The 16524-nt window shown below is 70.3% G+C and carries 14 protein-coding genes and 1 tRNA gene; 5 read left to right on the forward strand and 10 right to left on the reverse strand.

Going from position 1 to position 16524, the window contains the following annotated elements; all coding sequences use genetic code 11:
- Positions 1–427: 427 nt before the first annotated feature.
- Together ACFVS9_RS10905 and ACFVS9_RS10910 are read right to left on the reverse strand one after the other, a co-directional pair.
- A complete protein-coding gene (locus ACFVS9_RS10905; RefSeq protein WP_389931432.1) occupies positions 428–970 on the reverse strand; it encodes an RNA 2'-phosphotransferase in 543 nt (180 codons plus the stop codon).
- Between the two features lie 353 nt (positions 971–1323).
- Positions 1324–3105, reverse strand: a complete 1782-nt coding sequence (locus ACFVS9_RS10910; RefSeq protein ID WP_389931434.1) for an SDR family oxidoreductase — start codon at positions 3103–3105, stop codon at positions 1324–1326.
- A 392-nt stretch (positions 3106–3497) separates the two neighbouring features.
- Here ACFVS9_RS10910 and ACFVS9_RS10915 point away from each other — a divergent pair, with 392 nt between their 5' ends.
- From ACFVS9_RS10915 to ACFVS9_RS10935, 5 genes are all read left to right on the forward strand, one after another.
- Positions 3498–4472 carry an ABC transporter ATP-binding protein gene (locus ACFVS9_RS10915; RefSeq protein ID WP_383112857.1) on the forward strand — a complete coding sequence of 325 codons (975 nt, stop codon included), beginning with the start codon at positions 3498–3500 and terminating at the stop codon, positions 4470–4472.
- Entirely contained in the window at positions 4462–5370 is a 909-nt protein-coding gene (locus ACFVS9_RS10920; RefSeq protein WP_383112816.1) for an ABC transporter permease, read from the forward strand. Before ACFVS9_RS10915 ends, ACFVS9_RS10920 begins: the two co-directional genes overlap by 11 nt.
- Positions 5367–6278: an ABC transporter ATP-binding protein gene (locus ACFVS9_RS10925; RefSeq protein WP_389931436.1), complete on the forward strand. Its 912-nt coding sequence runs from the start codon at positions 5367–5369 to the stop codon at positions 6276–6278. Before ACFVS9_RS10920 ends, ACFVS9_RS10925 begins: the two co-directional genes overlap by 4 nt.
- A 30-nt stretch (positions 6279–6308) precedes the next feature.
- Positions 6309–7028, forward strand: coding sequence for an ABC transporter permease (locus tag ACFVS9_RS10930; RefSeq protein WP_383112818.1), 720 nt, complete (start codon positions 6309–6311; stop codon positions 7026–7028).
- A 356-nt stretch (positions 7029–7384) separates the two neighbouring features.
- Positions 7385–7474 (forward strand) — tRNA-Gly (locus ACFVS9_RS10935).
- A gap of 41 nt (positions 7475–7515) precedes the next feature.
- On the opposite strand, the gene ACFVS9_RS10940 is transcribed toward ACFVS9_RS10935, so the two are convergent.
- The 8 genes from ACFVS9_RS10940 to ACFVS9_RS10975 form a co-directional block, all read right to left on the reverse strand.
- The gene (locus ACFVS9_RS10940; RefSeq protein ID WP_389931438.1) at positions 7516–8331 is read right to left on the reverse strand and encodes an HAD family hydrolase; all 816 of its coding nucleotides are present in this window, start codon (positions 8329–8331) and stop codon (positions 7516–7518) included.
- The gene (gene serS / locus ACFVS9_RS10945) at positions 8328–9605 is read right to left on the reverse strand and encodes a serine--tRNA ligase (RefSeq protein ID WP_389931440.1); all 1278 of its coding nucleotides are present in this window, start codon (positions 9603–9605) and stop codon (positions 8328–8330) included. The genes ACFVS9_RS10940 and serS overlap by 4 nt, the downstream gene beginning before the upstream one ends.
- A 591-nt stretch (positions 9606–10196) precedes the next feature.
- Positions 10197–11132, reverse strand: coding sequence for a prephenate dehydratase (gene pheA / locus ACFVS9_RS10950; protein WP_383112821.1), 936 nt, complete (start codon positions 11130–11132; stop codon positions 10197–10199).
- A 68-nt stretch (positions 11133–11200) separates the two neighbouring features.
- Complete coding sequence (efeB, locus tag ACFVS9_RS10955) at positions 11201–12517, reverse strand: iron uptake transporter deferrochelatase/peroxidase subunit (protein WP_389931442.1); 1317 nt, start codon at positions 12515–12517, stop codon at positions 11201–11203.
- A 5-nt stretch (positions 12518–12522) separates the two neighbouring features.
- A complete protein-coding gene (locus ACFVS9_RS10960; protein WP_389931444.1) occupies positions 12523–14544 on the reverse strand; it encodes a copper resistance CopC/CopD family protein in 2022 nt (673 codons plus the stop codon).
- Positions 14545–14558: 14 nt separating this feature from the next.
- Positions 14559–15005: a copper chaperone PCu(A)C gene (locus ACFVS9_RS10965; RefSeq protein WP_383112824.1), complete on the reverse strand. Its 447-nt coding sequence runs from the start codon at positions 15003–15005 to the stop codon at positions 14559–14561.
- The gene (locus ACFVS9_RS10970) at positions 15002–15658 is read right to left on the reverse strand and encodes an SCO family protein (protein ID WP_389931446.1); all 657 of its coding nucleotides are present in this window, start codon (positions 15656–15658) and stop codon (positions 15002–15004) included. The genes ACFVS9_RS10965 and ACFVS9_RS10970 overlap by 4 nt, the downstream gene beginning before the upstream one ends.
- Positions 15659–15706: 48 nt before the next feature.
- Positions 15707–16438, reverse strand: a complete 732-nt coding sequence (locus tag ACFVS9_RS10975) for a YcnI family protein (RefSeq protein WP_389931448.1) — start codon at positions 16436–16438, stop codon at positions 15707–15709.
- Positions 16439–16524 lie beyond the last annotated feature (86 nt).

Here is a 16524-nt window from a genome sequence, read left to right on the forward strand (position 1 = left end):
GCGGTGCGGATCGCCGGAAGGAATGAGCCGTCATGAGGATGCTGCCTGCCGCGCGGATGAACACCGGGGCGGCGAGAACAGATCGGTATCCGGCGGAGCCACGTCCTGGGTGACCGGCGGGGCCATGACCGGGGTGACCGAGGAGGTCGTCGCCCGGCTCGGGGCCGAAGCGGCGGCGTGGGTCGCCGCCCGGAACGGCGGGTGGGCCTGCCCGGCGGTGCTCGACGCGTGGTGTCCCACCCGGTTGCCACCGCTCCCGGAGCCCCTGTTCCGCGCGGATTCCAGGGCCGGCCGGCAACCCGGCGCGAACCTCGACGAGCTCCGGGCGGGTCCCGGTGGCAGGGAGCGCTGATCCGAGGGACTCGCCAGTCCCGCACGCGCAGGAACAGGGACCCGGACGGATCCGGCGCGGCAGCACGGGCCCGCGTCAGTCCCGCACGCGCAGGAACCGGGGCGGCACCGCGTCGGTGAGCCAGACGTCGTTGGCGCTCACGTGAAAGAGGTGACCGGCCCGGTGCATGGCTCCCGCGTCCACGGAGAGGACGACCGGTACTCCGCGCCTGGCACCGACACGGACGGCGGTCTCGCGGTCGGGCGAGAGATGGACATGGTGGCGGTTCATGGGCCGGAGCCCTTCGGCGCGGATGGCGGCCAGCACCTTGGCCACGGTGCCGTGGTAGAGGTACGCGGGCGGCTCGGCCGGGGGGAGGTCCAGATCGACGGTCACGGAGTGGCCCTGGTTCGCCCGGATGCGGTCACCCTCCACGGCGAAGCGCTGCTTGTCGCTGACGGCGACGACGTGATCGAGTTCTTCCCGGGTGAGCGCCATGCCGCGCTGGTTGCATGCCCGCAGCAGTTCGTCGACAGCCACCCAGCCGTGAGGGTCGAGGCGGATTCCGATGCGTTCCGGCTGATGCCGCAGATGCTTCGACAGGTACTTGGACACCTTGACGGTGCGTCGTTCGTCCATCCCGTCAGAGTGCCTGTGCGGCCTCTTCCGGTGCACCTCGATTTCACCCGACGGACGCGCCACTCATGACCGGGAGGAGGTTTGATCCACAGCCAACTTGACTTATCCACAGGGTTTTTGGCGGTCCTGTGGACAAGTCCCCTTCGTCGCGCGTACTTTGCACAACTCGCCATCTAGATGCGGCCTATGTATGCCTATGGTCAACGATGGATGTCCAACCGCGTTGTGCATGAGGAGCGTTGGCGAATCACACTCTGCACACGGCGAGTTGTCGCGAGGTGAGTGAGTACAGCGGCAACAGGAGTCAGCGTCAACGAGATTGGGTCGTCTCGGCTTCCAACTCGTCCTTCGGCTCACAGGGGCGGCTTCAGGCGGGCGACTGCCCGCAGGAGTCGTGGGCTCGTCCGCGACAGCAGTCGTGCGCCGCGCGCCTCGGGTGTCACCGGAACGACCGCCCGGTTGTGCACCACCGCATCGAGGATGGCCCGAGCCACCTTCTCCGCAGGGTAGTTGCGGCGCGCGTACAGCTGCTTCGCGCGTCCTCGGAGGCGTTCCTGTTCCTTCTCGTCGGCTCCGGCGAAATGAGCGGTCCCGGTGATTCCGGTGTTGATGAATCCAGGGCATATCGCGCTGACCCCGATCGACCGCTCCGCGAGTTCGGCGCGCAGGCATTCGCTGAGCATCAGCACGGCCGCCTTGGACGTGCTGTACGCAGGCAGGGCGCGGGACGGCTGATAGGCCGCCGCTGAAGCGACGTTGACGATGTGCCCACCTTGCCCTCGCGCGGCCATCTGCCGGCCGAAGATCCGGCAGCCGTGGATGACGCCCCACAGATTCACGTCGAGGACATGGCGCCAGTCCTCGGTCGTGGTGTCGAGGAAAGAGCCCGAGAGTCCGATGCCGGCGTTGTTCACCAGGACGTCCACGACACCGATGTCGGCGGCGACCTTCTCGGCGACCTTCTCCACGGCCAGTTCGTCGCCGACGTCCACGACTTCGCCCCACGCGGCCGGGGCGCCGATCAGCCGCGCCGTCTCCGCAGTCCGGGCGACACCCTCCGCGTCCCGGTCCACGGCCACCACCCGCGCTCCCGCCTCCGCGAAGGCCAGAGCCGTGGCGCGCCCGATACCCGACGCCGCTCCCGTCACCAGGACCAACTGGCCCCCGAACCGCTCCGCGTGAACCCCGGTGGCCCCGGAGTCCTTCGCGCCGGACTCCGTGACGGCGTCCCGCCCACCGGTCTCCTCGCGGGCGACGAAGTCGCTGATCCACGCCGACAGCTGATCCGGCCGCGTGCGGGGGACCCAGTGCTTCGCGGGCAGCGACCGGCGTACCAACCGGGGCACCCAGGCGTCCAGTTCGTCGTAGAGCGACGGGGAGAGGAACGCGTCACCGGTCGGGATGATCAGCTGCACCGGGACGTGCGCGTACGCGTCTGGACGCGGACGGCGCAGCCGGAAACGGACGTTGTCGCGGTAGAGCCAGGCCCCGTGCGCCGCGTCCTGCGGGAGTGACGCCGTCGGATACCCCGCCGAGGGCACCCTCTCCATCCGCTCCAGGATCCGCGGCCACCGCCTGCCCAGCACCCCGCGCCACGCCATCTCGGGCAGAACGGGCGTATGCAGCGCGTACACGTACCAGGACTTGGCGCCCTGGCCGAGCAGCTGCCCCAGACGGCGCGGGCTCGGGTGCGACGTCCGCTGTCTGATCCAGTGGCCGAAGTGGTCGAGGGACGGACCGGACATCGACGTGAAGGACGCGATGCGGCCCTTGGTCCGCTCCACCGTCGCGAATTCCCAGGACTGGACCGAACCCCAGTCGTGGCCGACGACATGGACCGGCCGGTCCGGGCTCACGGCGTCCACGACGGCCAGGAAGTCGTCGGTCAGCTTCTCCAGGGTGAACCCGCCGCGCAGCGGCTCCGGCGCGCTCGACCTGCCGTGCCCCCGCACGTCGTAGAGCACCACGTGCCACCGCTCGGCCAGCTGTCCCGCGACCTCTGACCAGACTTCCTTGCTGTCCGGATAACCGTGCACCAGGACGATCGTCGGCTGTGACGGATCGCCCGACTCGGCGACACACAGCTCGACTCCGCCCGTACGCACCCAGCGCTCACGCGCGCTTCGAAGATCCACGACGCCTCCTCGTCCCCTGCCGTCCCGTCGCGGTACGCGTCCGTAACGTGACACCGCTGAATGTGGCAACCGACAGCCTGTCGCGTCAAGGGATGCCCCGGACCTGTGGACAACGCCGTGTGGACGACGCCGTGTGGACGACGTCCTGCGGACGACGTGGTCACGCGGAGGGCCCGACGGGGACAACCAGTCCGGACGAGCCAGGTTCCCGCGCCGCGCACCGTCCTTCCCGGAGCGCTGTCCTCCCTCGTGGGGTCCCCCTTACGGGTCCGTACGCCTGGAGGGGGACGCCGATGCAGCCGTCTGGTCTGACGACCCCGGTGGTGGGCGCCGCTACCTTCGAAGACGTGACTGTGATCGCAACCGAAAGCCTGAGCAAGCGGTTCCCGAGGGTGACCGCGCTTGACCGGCTCTCCTTGGACATCGGACCGGGCGTGACCGGCCTGGTGGGTTCCAACGGGGCCGGCAAGTCCACACTGATCAAGATCCTGCTGGGTCTGTCCCCCGCCACCGAAGGCCGGGCCGCGGTGCTCGGGCTCGACGTCGCCACCGAAGGCGGCGCGATCCGGGAGCGCGTCGGATACATGCCCGAGCACGACTGCCTGCCGCCCGACGTCTCGGCGACCGAGTTCGTCGTCCACATGGCGCGGATGTCCGGACTTCCGCCGACCGCGGCGCGCGAGCGCACCGCGGACACCCTGCGGCACGTCGGTCTGTACGAGGAGCGCTACCGGCCCATCGGCGGCTACTCGACCGGTATGAAACAGCGGGTGAAGCTGGCCCAGGCGCTGGTCCACGACCCGAAGCTGGTCCTGCTCGACGAACCGACCAACGGTCTGGACCCCGTCGGCCGGGACGAGATGCTCGGTCTGATCCGCCGTGTCCACACCGATTTCGGCATCTCGGTACTGGTCACCTCGCACCTCCTGGGGGAGCTGGAGCGGACCTGCGACCACGTCGTCGTCATCGACGGCGGCGCGCTCCTGCGGTCCAGCTCCACCAGCGACTTCACACAGACCACCACGACGCTGGCGGTCGAGGTGACCGACAGCGACGAGCACCCCGACGGTACGGACGCCCTGCGCACCGTCCTCCTCGGCGCCGGCACCAAGCTCCTGGGCCACGACGGCCTCGACGCCGAAGGGCTCCCGGGAGCGGGGCACATCCTCCTGGTGGAGGCGACGGGCGAGGAGACGTACGACCTGGTCCGCGACAGTGTCGCCGGGCTCGGTCTGGGGCTGATCCGGATGGAGCAGCGCCGTCACCGCATCGCCGAGGTCTTCCGTACCGAAGAGGCGCCCAAGGCCGTTCCGGCCCCCTCAGCAGGCGTCGGACAGCAGAAGGGGAGCGGTCGGGATGAGCACTGAGACCGGGACCGTGGCCGGGAGCGACACCTCCCGCATCCACAACATCGGATACCGCTCCTACGACGGTGTCCGGCTGGGCCGGGCCTACGCCCGCCGCTCGCTCTACTCGCAGTCCCTGCGGGGCTCGTTCGGACTGGGCAGGTCCGCCAAGTCCAAGGTGCTGCCGATGCTGCTGTGCGGGGTGATGTGCCTGGTGGCGCTGATCCTGGTCGCGGTCGCCATCGCCACGCCCGCCATGACGGAGCTGCCCATCAGGTACACGGACTTCGCGATCTACCTCCAGGCCGTCATCGGACTCTTCATCGCCTCCCAGGCGCCGCAGTCCGTGTCCAGGGACCTGCGGTTCAAGAGCGTGCCGCTGTACTTCTCGCGCCCGATCGAGCGGGTCGACTACGTACTGGCCAAGTTCGCCGCGATGGCCTCCGCCCTGCTCATCCTCACCGGGGTGCCCCTCGTCATCCTCTACGTCGGCTCCCTGCTGGCGAAGTTCGACCTCGCCGACCAGAGCAAGGGCTTCGGACAGGGGATGGTCTCGGTGGCGCTGCTCTCCGTGCTGTTCGCCGGGATCGGTCTCGTGGTCGCCGCCCTGACACCCCGCCGGGGATTCGGGGTCGCCGCGGTGATCGCGGTGCTGACCATCACCTACGGAGCGGTCTCCACGGTCCAGGCGATCGCCTGGCAGACGAGCTCGGCCGACGCCGTCACCTGGCTGGGGCTGTTCTCGCCCATCACGCTGATCGACGGCGTGCAGACCGCGTTCCTCGGCGCCGCCTCCGCCTTCCCCGGCGGTCAGGGGCCCGGAGCCGCCATCGGCGTGGTCTACCTGATCGTTGTCCTCGCGCTCGTCGCCGGCTCGTACGCCGTACTCATGCGCCGCTACCGGAAGGTCGGGCTGTGACCACCATCGAGATCGACCACACCTCCCGCTGGTTCGGCAACGTGGTCGCCGTCAACGACGTGAGCATGACCGTGGGACCCGGGGTCACGGGGCTTCTCGGCCCCAACGGAGCCGGTAAATCCACGCTGATCAACATGATGGCCGGGTTCCTCGCACCGTCGACCGGCAAGGTGACGCTCGACGGAGCGACGATCTGGCGCAACGAGGCGGTCTACAAGGCGATCGGGATCGTGCCGGAGCGGGAGGGCATGTACGACTTCCTGACCGGCCGCGAGTTCGTCGTCGCCAACGCGGAGCTACAGGGACTCGGCGACGCGGCCGCGGCCGCGGCGCTGGCCACGGTCGAGATGGAGTACGCCCAGGACCGCAAGATCTCGACGTACAGCAAGGGCATGCGCCAGCGCGTGAAGATGGCGTCCGCGCTCGTCCACGAGCCCTCGGTGCTGCTCCTCGACGAGCCGTTCAACGGGATGGACCCGCGCCAGCGGATGCAGCTGATGGAGCTGCTGCGCCGGATGGGGGCGGAGGGGCGCACGGTGCTCTTCTCCTCCCACATCCTGGAAGAGGTCGAGCAGCTCGCCTCGCACATCGAGGTGATCGTGGCGGGTCGGCACGCCGCGTCCGGGGACTTCCGGAAGATCCGCCGGCTGATGACGGACCGGCCGCACCGCTACCTCGTACGGTCAAGCGACGACCGGGCGCTCGCCGCGGCGCTCATCGCGGACCGTTCGACGGCCGGGATCGAGGTCGACGTGGCGGAGGGGGCCCTGCGCGTCCAGGCGGTGGACTTCGGCCGCTTCACCACGCTGCTGCCGAAGGTCGCCCGTGAACACGGCATCCGGCTGCTGACCGTCTCCCCGTCCGACGAGTCCCTCGAATCGGTCTTTTCCTATCTCGTAGCGGCCTGAGTAGTGGCCTGAAAGGAGCTGTGAAGCGTCATGTACGACCCCACAGTCGCCCGGCTCACCTACCGGGCCCTGCTCGGCCGGCGCCGGGCCGCCATCCTGTTCGTCCTGCCGGTCCTGCTGGTGGCCATCGCCGTGGCGGTGCGGGCGTTCGCCGGAGCTGACGACAGCGTGGCCTCCGGAGTCCTGGGCGGCTTCGCCATCGCCACGATGGTGCCGCTGATCGGCGTCATCGCGGGTACCGGAGCCATCGGTCCGGAGATCGACGACGGCTCCATCGTCTATCTGCTGGCCAAGCCCGTGAAGCGGCCGACGATCATCTTCACGAAGCTCATCGTCGCCATCGGTGTGACGATGCTGTTCTCGGCCCTGCCGACCCTCATTGCGGGGCTGATCCTCAACGGCAACGGCGGGCAGATCGCCGTGGCCTACACGATCGCGGCGCTGGTCGCCTCGATCGCGTACAGCGCGCTGTTCCTGTTGCTCGGCACGGTCAGCCGGCACGCCGTGGTCTTCGGCCTGGTGTACGCCCTGGTGTGGGAGGCGCTCTTCGGCAGTCTGGTGCCGGGCGCGCGGACGCTCAGCGTGCAGCAGTGGTCCCTGTCCGTCGCCGAGAAGGTCGCCGGGGACGGCCTGGTCACCTCGGACGTGGGCCTGCCGCTCGCGACGGTCCTGCTGGCCGGAGTCACGGTCCTCGCCACGTGGTACGCGGGGCAGAAGCTACGCGGTCTGAAGCTTGCCGGCGAGGAGTAGGACCCGGCACTCTCCCGACAACCCCCGCCCCTCGGGCGGGGGTTGTCCGCTTCCGTAGGGCCGTCCGCTCGTCGTGCTGGGTGGGTGGGGACCACCGGGAATCCGTGGCGTCGAGCGTTCGTGAACGCGGGGAAACCGGGGAAGGCCGGCATCGGCGAGGCAGTGGCCGCCGACCGGTCACCCGCTCGACGACCCCAGGACGTCGTGCCTCTCCCGTGACCTGTGTGTCACCCGTATCGAGGGCTGCCTTGTCGGCGTGAGGAGCGCGTTCCAGGAGTTCGGCCCCGTGCGGGGGCCGACGTCGCGGCGGCAGGACCCCCGGGTGGCCGCTTCCGCGCACGGGCGCGGCCACTTCCCGGAGGTTCGGCCGAGCGGTGAGGCAACGGCTTGCCGAGCCGTCGTCGGGGGTGGCGGCCCCCGCGCGTCCGATGCTCGCGTCCTCCGCGCACACTGCTGGCCTCACGGACCGGCCGCCGCGCGGGGCGGCCTAGGCGCGCGAAGCCGTCCGGAACAGTTCCTCCAGCACGACCGCGATGCCGTCGTGCTCGTTGGAGGCGGTGATCTCGTGCGCGACGGCTTTCAGCTCGTCGTGCGCGTTGGCCATGGCGACGCCGTGCCGCGCCCAGCCGAACATGGGGATGTCGTTGGGCATGTCGCCGAAGGCCACCGTGTCCGCCGCCTTGAGCCCCAGACGGCGGGCGGCCAGCGAGAGACCGGTGGCCTTGCTCAGCCCCAGAGGCAGGATCTCCACGACGCCCGGTCCTGCCATGACGACGTTCACCAGACTGCCGACGGCCTGCCGTGCGGCCTCCGTCAGCGCGTCGTCGTCGAGCTCCGGATGCTGGATGTAGATCTTGTTGAGCGGAGCGGTCCACATCTCGGCGGGGTCGCTCATGTAGAGCGCGGGCAGCGGGCCCTCCTGCACCCGGTACCCCGGGCCGACCAGGACCTCGCCGTCGAGCCCGTCACGGCTCGCCGCCATCGCGAGCGGACCGACCTCCGCCTCGATCTTGGACAGTGCGAGCCCCGCGAGCTGCCGGTCCAGGGTGAGGGAGGTCAGCAGCCTGTGCTCGCCCGCGTGGTAGACCTGTGCGCCCTGACCGCACACGGCGAGCCCCTGGTAGCCGAGGTCGTCCAGTATGTGCCGGGTCCACGGCACGGCGCGTCCCGTGACGACGATGTGCGCCGCGCCGGCCGCGGTCACCGCGGCCAGCGCCTCCCGGGTGCGTCCGGAGACCGTGTGGTCGTCACGCAGCAGGGTGCCGTCGAGATCCGTCGCGACGAGCTTGTAGGGAAAGGTCACTTGGAGACCGGCTCCAGCAGCTCGCGCCCGCCCAGGTAGGGGCGCAGGACCTCGGGTACGCGCACCGAACCGTCGGGCAGCTGGTGGTTCTCCAGGATCGCCACGATCGTGCGCGGTACGGCGCAGAGGGTGCCGTTCAGCGTGGCCAGCGGCTGGACCTTCTTGCCGTCCCGCATGCGGACCGAGAGCCGGCGGGCCTGGAAACCGTCGCAGTTCGACGCGGACGTCAGCTCGCGGTACTTGCCCTGGGTTGGGATCCACGCCTCGCAGTCGAACTTCCTCGACGCCGAGGCGCCCAGGTCGCCGGTGGCGACATCGATCACCTGGAAGGGCAGTTCGAGGCCGGTGAGCCACTGCTTCTCCCAGTCCAGGAGCCTGCGGTGCTCGGCCTCGGCGTCCGCGGGGTCGACGTACGAGAACATCTCGACCTTGTCGAACTGGTGGACGCGGAAGATGCCGCGGGTGTCCTTGCCGTACGTGCCCGCCTCGCGGCGGAAGCACGGCGAGTAGCCGGCGTACCGCAGGGGCAGCTTTCCGGCGTCGATGATCTCGTCCATGTGGTACGCCGCGAGCGGGACCTCGGAGGTGCCGACCAGGTAGTAGTCGTCCTTCTCCAGGTGGTAGACGTTCTCGGCGGCCTGGCCGAGGAAGCCCGTGCCCTCCATGGCGCGCGGGCGCACCAGCGCCGGGGTCAGCATGGGGACGAAGCCGGCCTCGGTGGCCTGTGCGATCGCCGCGTTGACCAGGGCGAGTTCGAGCAGTGCGCCGATGCCGGTCAGGTAGTAGAAGCGTGATCCGGAGACCTTGGCGCCGCGCTCCATGTCGATGGCGCCCAGGGCCTCGCCGAGCTCCAGGTGGTCCTTGGGCTCGAAGCCCTCCGCGCCGAAGTCACGGATCGTGCCGTGCGTCTCCAGGACGACGAAGTCCTCCTCGCCGCCGACCGGCACGTCCTCGTGGACGATGTTGCCGAGCAGCAGGAGCAGCCGCTTGGCCTCGGCGTCCGCCTCGTCCTGCGCTGCGTCGGCGGCCCTGACCTCGGCCTTCAGCTCCTCGGCCTTCTTGAGGAGCTCCGCGCGCTCCTCGGGCGTGGCCTTGGGGATCAGCTTGCCGAGCGACTTCTGCTCGGAGCGGAGTTCGTCGAAGCGCACGCCGGACGACCTGCGCAGCTCGTCGGCGGAGAGCAGGGCGTCGACGAGGGCGACGTCCTCTCCACGGGCGCGCTGGGAGGCGCGAACACGGTCGGGGTCCTCACGGAGCAGGCGAAGGTCAATCACCCCTCAAGGCTACCGGTGCGGGGATCCACCGCTCGAACCCATATCGACGAGCGTGGCGCTTTGCCCGAATTGCCGGAATCCATAATTGTGGGGATTCGCGGGCCGGCTCGCGGGTGGGGATCGTCAATAAAAGAGTCCGATTGCCTCGAAAAGGGAGCGGGCGGGCCTGTCGCTTGACGTATCACCGTTGTGCGCGGGGGGAGTTGAGGGCGGCGAGGGGGTCGGTTGTCCACAGGAGGTCGCTGATCCAATTAGTTATCCACAGGCTGTGAAGAAGATCTGTGGATGCCGGAAGAGATCGTTCCGAAAGCGACATGGGGGGCCAGGGGTTCGCGGCTCAAACCTCCTCCGTGCACTCATTCGGGTGGGTATTCCTCGTCTTCATGAGTTGATCAACGGAATTGGAGTGACACGAGGCGGGTCGTGCTTCCCTGGGGGATCCGGGTCACCCGGGGTGATATGTCGATGATGTCGCGTTGCGATGTCGACTTGTCCCCAGGTCGAAGGCGAAGCCTGTGGATAACTTTGCGCAGCGTGAAAATCGGCAGGTAGGACCGGGGGATATCCCGGCCCGGCCCCATCCCGCAGGCGTCAGGCCCTGCCGTCCTGGCTGCGGGCCAGCCAGTCGGAGGCCTCGGTGAAGTCCGTGTCGGACGTGCCGGTCCGCAGCGCGCCGACCTCGTCCGGCGTCACGCCCGCACGCGGGTACGAACCGAGGAACCGCACGTTCGGGCAGATCCGCTTCAGTCCCATCAGCGCCTCGCCCACCCGGCGGTCCGCGATGTGCCCCTCCGCGTCCACGGCGAAGCAGTAGTTCCCGATGCCCTCCCCGGTGGGACGGGACTGGATCAGCATCAGGTTGACGCCGCGGACGGCGAACTCCTGGAGCAGTTCGAGGAGCGCGCCGGGCCGGTCGTCGCCGAGCCAGATGACCACGGAGGTCTTGTCGGCCCCGGTGGGAGCGGACGGCCTGGCCGGACGCCCCACCAGCACGAAGCGGGTCTGGGCGTTCTCCGCGTCGTGGATCTCCGTCACCAGGGGTTCCAGCCCGTAGGTGGCCGCGGCGAACTCACCGGCGAAGGCGGCGTCGTAGCGCCCCTCCTGGACCAGCCGCGCCCCGTCGGCGTTCGAAGCCGCCGACTCCCACACCGCGTTGGGGAGGTGGGACGCCATCCAGTTGCGTACCTGGGGCTGGGCGGCGGGGTGCGCCGTGACGGTCTTGACGTCCGAGAGTTTCGTGCCGGGCCGCACCAGCAGCGCGAACGTGATGGAGAGCAGCACCTCGCGGTAGATCATCAGCGGCGCGCCCGTGGTCAGCTCGTCGAGGGTCGCGCTGATCCCGCCCTCCACGGAGTTCTCGATCGGGACGAGCGCGGCCGCCGCCTCGCCGCCGCGCACCGCGTCCAGTGCGGCCGGAACGGACACCATCGGGACGAGTTCACGGGTGGCGGCTTCGGGGAGCGTACGGAGGGCCACCTCGGTGAAGGTGCCTTCGGGACCGAGGTAGGCGTAGCGCGTGGCTGACATGCGGTCACCCTAGTGGGCCGACGGAGGAGGCCCGCGCCGGTGCCCGGCGGCGGGCGGGGCCCCGCCCCTCACCCCTCCAGCAGCCGCTGCCCCACGTACTCCCCGGACGCGGCGCCCCCGGGTACGGCGAAGAGGCCGCTCGCCTCGTGCCGGATGAACGGTGAGAGCGCGTCCCCCCGGTCGAGTTTGCGCTGGACCGGAATGAAGCCCTTGAACGGATCGGCCTGCCAGCACACGAAGAGCAGCCCGGCGTCCGGGGTGCCGTCGTCGGAGATGCCGTCGTGGTACGAGAACGGGCGGCGCAGCATCGCGGCGCCGCCGTTCTTCCCGGGGGAGGAGATCCGGGCGTGGGCGTTGGAGGGGATCAGCAGTCTGCCGTCCGGCCCTGCCTTGTCGAGGTCCATCGTGGTCCGCTCCGAGCCGCCGCTGAGCGGGGCCCCGTCCGACTTGCGCCGCCCAATGACCTGTTCCTGGTGCTCGACGGTGAGGTCTTCCCAATCGTCCAGCAGCATCCTGATCCGCCGTACGACGGCGTACGAGCCGCCCGCCATCCAGTCGGGCGCCGAAGGGTCCCCCGACGGGACGAAGATCCGCTTCTCGAAGTCGCTCTCACCGGGCTTCGGGTTGTTGGTGCCGTCGACCTGCCCCATCAGATTGCGCGCGGTCATCGGCCGGCCGGTGGCGCCCGGCGTGCGGTTGAAGCCGTTCATCTGCCACCGCACCCGGGCCGTCGAGCCGGTCTCCTTCTGGAGGGCGCGCAGTGCGTGGAAGGCGACGAGCGCGTCGTCGGCGCCGATCTGCACCCAGAGGTCGCCGTCGGACCGCTTGGCGTCGAGGTGGTCGGAGGAGAAGGCGGGCAGCGGGTCCAGGGCGTCCGGAAGCCGGTCGGCCAGGCCGGCGCGTGCGAAGAAGGTCCGCCCGAATCCGAAGGTGACGGTCAGCGAGGACGGACCGGCGTCCAGTGCCACCCCGGTGTCATGACCCGCTCCGTTCCCGGCGGCCTCACCCGCCATCAGCCGCGCTGCCACGGCGGACCAGCGGCGCATCAGGGAGGCCGCCTCCTTGCGCCCCGCGCCGGGGGCGAGGTCGAAGGCGACCAGGTGCCCCCGGGCCTGAAGCGGAGTGGTGATCCCCGCTTGATGTTTCCCGTGAAACATCGCCTCGGTCGAGCCGACCGAGGTCAGCGGCGCCGGTGTCTCCCCCCGCGTTGCCGCGTACCCGCCCGCACCGCCTGCCGCACCCAGGACAAGCCCTGCTGCTCCGGCCGCCCCGGCACCGCCGATCAGCCGCCGCCGGGAGACGACACCGGTGCCGTCGGAACCGGATCCGTCGCGGCGGACTGCGGAGGATCCGCCCTTTCCGGGGTTGTCCTTCTTCTTGCTCACCCTGCTCAGCCGATCTTCACGTTCTTGTCGATGGTTGTCTGGTCGATGTCCGACGTCCGCACCGTCACGGCGACCTTCCAGTCGCCCGCCATCGGGATCTGTACGCCGCTCGCGGTCCAGTGCCCCTCGGTGAGACGGTCGGGGACGACCGGCAGCGGGCCGATGTCCTTGGACTCCAGGGTGAAGGCGAGCTTCACCTCGGGGACGTCCAGCGGGCGTTCGTCGGGCCCGTCCACCCAGAGGTGCACGCTGTTCGAGCCGGTTCCGCCGGGCGAGATGTCCAGGCGCACCGTCCCCTTGCCGTTCCGGCCGCCGGTGTCGAAGGGCAGGCTCAGTTCCACCTGGCCGCCGTTCACCGGGGCTGCCGCCGGGGCGGTGGTGCCGCGCGCGGCCTCCTCCTCCGTACGGCCGGGCTCCGTGGACGTCAGGATCGTCGTGACGACCAGCAGCACCACGGCGATACCCGTCTCCACCATCACGGAGCGCCGCAGCCCCGAGCGGTCCGGATCGGCGTCGCGGGCGCGCTTCTCCTTCGTCGCGGTCAGAGCGGCGCGCTGCCGGGAGAGCTGCGCGGCGCGCTCCGGGGCCACCTCCTCCTCGGACACGCCGGCCGCCTCGTCAGCCACGGCGGCGGACTCCTCCGGTTCCGCCGTGCCTGAGGCCGGACCGGAGACCGGGACGGCTGCCGGAGGGACGGCCGCAACTGTGCCCTCGACGGACCCGACGGACCCGACGGACCCGACGGACTCGGCGGACTCGGCGGACTCGGCAAGCCGTCCCGTCCACCGCCGGGATATCCACGCGACCCCCACGAGCAGGGCGACGAGCGCGACCTTGATCAGCAGAAGCTGCCCGTACCGGGTGCCCGTCAGCGCGGACCACGAACCGACCTGACGCCAGGACTGGTAGAGCCCGGTCGCGGTGAGGACCAGCACACTGCCGAACGCGATGCGCGAGAACCGCCGTACCGCGGCGCTCGTGAGGTCCGGCGTCCGGTGGAGGGCGACCAGCAGGGCGGCGAGGCCGCCCAGCCAGCCGGCGACGGCGAGCAGGTGGAGCATGTCGACGGGCATGGCGATGCCCGGCTGGATCCCCGTCGAGGCGTGCTCGGCCAGCGCCCACGTACCGGCGATCCCCGCTGCGATGACCGCTCCGCCCGTGGCGAGCCCGAAGGTGAGGTCCTTCTTCTCCCTCTCGTCCTCGCGCTTGGCGTACGCCCCGAAGAGGACGGCGATGAAGAGCGCGGAGGCGCCCAGGAGCAGCAGCCGGGAGACCAGTGCGGCCCCCGGCTTGGTGTCGAGCACGGCCTGGAGTCCGTCGAGGTCGAAGGCGTCCGCGAGCTTTCCCGAGCCGGTGTACGGGTTGCGCAGCAGCAGCATGGCCAGGGTCGCCGCGGTGAGCGTGATCCACCCGCGGACGACGAGACGCTGCAACGGCCGTGCTCCGGCCCCGCGCTGCCAGCAGGCGAGCACGAAGGCGGACCCGCCCGCGAGCAGGATGAATCCGGCGTACGCGGCGTAGCGCGCGATGCCGTAGAGCACTCCCACGAGTCCGCCGCCGGCCTGGTCCGTGGGCAGCGCGACCGTGGTCTCCGAGGGAGCGCCGACGGAGAAGGTGAAGGCTCCCGAGACCGGATGGCTGTCCGCGGACACGGCCTGCCAGGCCACGGTGTAGGTGCCGTCGGGCAGGCCGCTGTGGAGCGTGACGGCGTAGCGCACGGTGCCGCCGCTCGTCAGGTCACGGGGAGCGCCGTCGTCGGCCCGCTCCCCGCTCGGGTCGAGGACCCGGATCGAGTCGTCGCCCATGGCGATCTGCTCGGAGAAGGTGAGCGTGACGTCGTCGGGGGCGGTGGCGACCACCGCCCCGTCCTGCGGGTCGCTCCCCGTGAGGGCGGCGTGCGCGGACGCGGGGCTCGCGGCTGCCAGCGCCAGGCCGAACAGCAGGCTGATCAGCGTGGCGAGGAGCGCGACCGCGGCGAGCGGCCGTCGTGCGGGGGAGGGCCCGAAGCGCGGGGCGGTGGCTGTCATGGGGCGTCAGTACCTCACTGCTTCTTCGGGTTGTAGGTGGTCTCCTTCACGGGAATGTCGACCGTGATGGGGTCGGCCTTCTCGAAGTGCAGTTCCACGGAGACGGTCTCGCCCCGCTTGGGCTGCTGCTTCAGTTCCGTGAACATGATGTGGCTGCCGCCGCGTTCGAGGTCGAGCTCGCCTCCGGCGGGCACCTCGAACGACGAGACCATCCGCATCGTCCGGTTCTTCGTCTCGTGGATGGAGACGTGGTCCGAGAGCGAACTGGTCACCGACGTGAGCCGGTCGGTGGCGTCGCCGCTGTTCCTCACGAGGAGGAAACCGGCCGCCATGTCGCTGACCGGCTGGGGCATGAAGGCTCCGGTCACCTCCAGCCGCGGCACGCTGTCGGAGGAACACGCCGACAGCGTCAGCCCCGTGGTGAGGGCCAGGGCGCCGGCTATGGCCGTGCGGCGGTTCACGGGGTCTCCCCCTTGACGATCATGGGGAGGTCCGCCGTGTAGTCCTCGGCCGTGGTGTCCTCGCTGTAGAGGACGTACCCCTTGTCGGTCTTCGGGGAGAACGCGATGACCTGGGACCCGTGCATGGAGACGACCGTGCCGTCCTTCTCCTTCTTCGGCGGGTCGATGCCGATGCCGATCTGCCGTGCTCCCGCCTGGATGGCCGGGAAGTCACCGGTGAGGCCGGTGAAGCCGGGGTCCTGGGCCTTGAGCCAGCTGCCCAGGGACGCCGGGGTGTCACGCTCGGGGTCCGTCGTGACGAAGACGACCTGGAGCGCGTCCTGGTCCGCCTTGGGCAGGGCCCGCTTGGCGAGGGCGATGTTGCTCATGGTCAGCGGGCAGACGTCGGGGCAGTTGGTGTAGCCGAAGTAGATGAGCGTCGGCTTGCCCTTGGTCCGCTCGCGCAGGTCGTACGTCTTGCCGTGCGTGTCGGTGAGGACGAGGTCGGGCTTGGTGAACGGCTGGTCGAGCACGGTCGCGGGCCGGGACCCGGCCGTGGCGGAGACCTCGGCGACGGAGTTGTCCGCCGTGTCTCCGCCGCTGCCGCAGGCCGAGAGGGTCAGTGCGGCCACGGCGGCGAACGCCGCGGCCAGCACCGTCTTCTTGCTGTGCATGGGGAACTGATTCCTGATCTGTGGATACGGGTGGTGGAACCGGTGGGATCAGGCGCTGCGGCGACGGCCGGCGAGCACGCCGAACGCGACTCCCGCGACACCCACGACGATGCCGACGATGCCCAGCACGCGGGCGGTGGTGTCGCTGCCCGACGAGGAGGCGACGTCCGAGGACGCCGTGGTCTCCTTCGTCTCCTCCGCCGCGCCGCCCTTGTCGTCAGCGGCGGCGCCGTGGGCGTCGGCCGCCGGGGCGGTCAGCGCGAGGACCGGGGCCGGGCTCTCCGGCTCCTCGCCGCCCGCGGTGGGCTCATCGATCCAGCGCACGACTTCCTTGTTGCTGTACGTCTGGAGCGTCTTGAAGACGAGCTGGTCGGCGTTCTCGGGCAGCTGGCCGACCGACAGCGGGAACTGCTGGAAGTAGCCGGGCCCGATGCCGCTGCCGTCCGCGGTCCAGGTGACCTTGGAAACCGCTTCGTTGATCTGCTTGCCGTGCACCTCGAGCGGCTTGGCCAGCTTGCTCCTGGTGATGTCGATCTTCCAGCCCGCCACCGGCTGCGGGCTGACGGACGCCAGCGGGTGGTCCGTCGGGAAGTTGACCTCGACCTTGACGGTGGAGGCGTCGTCGCGCTCGTTGGGGACCTTGAAGTTGACGGTGGCGTAGCCGCCCTTGGCGGCCTCGCCCTGCGGCTGCACGCTGACGTGCGCGGAGGCGGTGCCGGCGAGCAGCAGCACGGTGGACGCGGCGACGCCGCCGGCGAGGGCGATGCGGGAAATGTTCATGGCAGGGATCACTCCACAGGACACGAGGAAGGGTGGTCCGGCACGCGGAGGCGCGACGGCATCACGACCACCTCTTCACCGGAGTC

Source organism: Streptomyces sp. NPDC058008, from assembly GCF_042886395.1.
In the GTDB taxonomy this organism is placed as follows: domain Bacteria; phylum Actinomycetota; class Actinomycetes; order Streptomycetales; family Streptomycetaceae; genus Streptomyces.

Coding starts and splice junctions, on each gene's coding strand:
- ACFVS9_RS10930 (WP_383112818.1), top strand. CDS start 6,309: ATGTACGACCCCACAGTCGCCCGGCTCACCTACCGGGCCCTGCTCGGC.
- ACFVS9_RS10970 (WP_389931446.1), bottom strand. CDS start 15,658: ATGCACAGCAAGAAGACGGTGCTGGCCGCGGCGTTCGCCGCCGTGGCC.
- ACFVS9_RS10960 (WP_389931444.1), bottom strand. CDS start 14,544: ATGACAGCCACCGCCCCGCGCTTCGGGCCCTCCCCCGCACGACGGCCG.
- ACFVS9_RS10905 (WP_389931432.1), bottom strand. CDS start 970: ATGGACGAACGACGCACCGTCAAGGTGTCCAAGTACCTGTCGAAGCAT.
- pheA (WP_383112821.1), bottom strand. CDS start 11,132: ATGTCAGCCACGCGCTACGCCTACCTCGGTCCCGAAGGCACCTTCACC.
- ACFVS9_RS10920 (WP_383112816.1), top strand. CDS start 4,462: ATGAGCACTGAGACCGGGACCGTGGCCGGGAGCGACACCTCCCGCATC.
- ACFVS9_RS10975 (WP_389931448.1), bottom strand. CDS start 16,438: ATGAACATTTCCCGCATCGCCCTCGCCGGCGGCGTCGCCGCGTCCACC.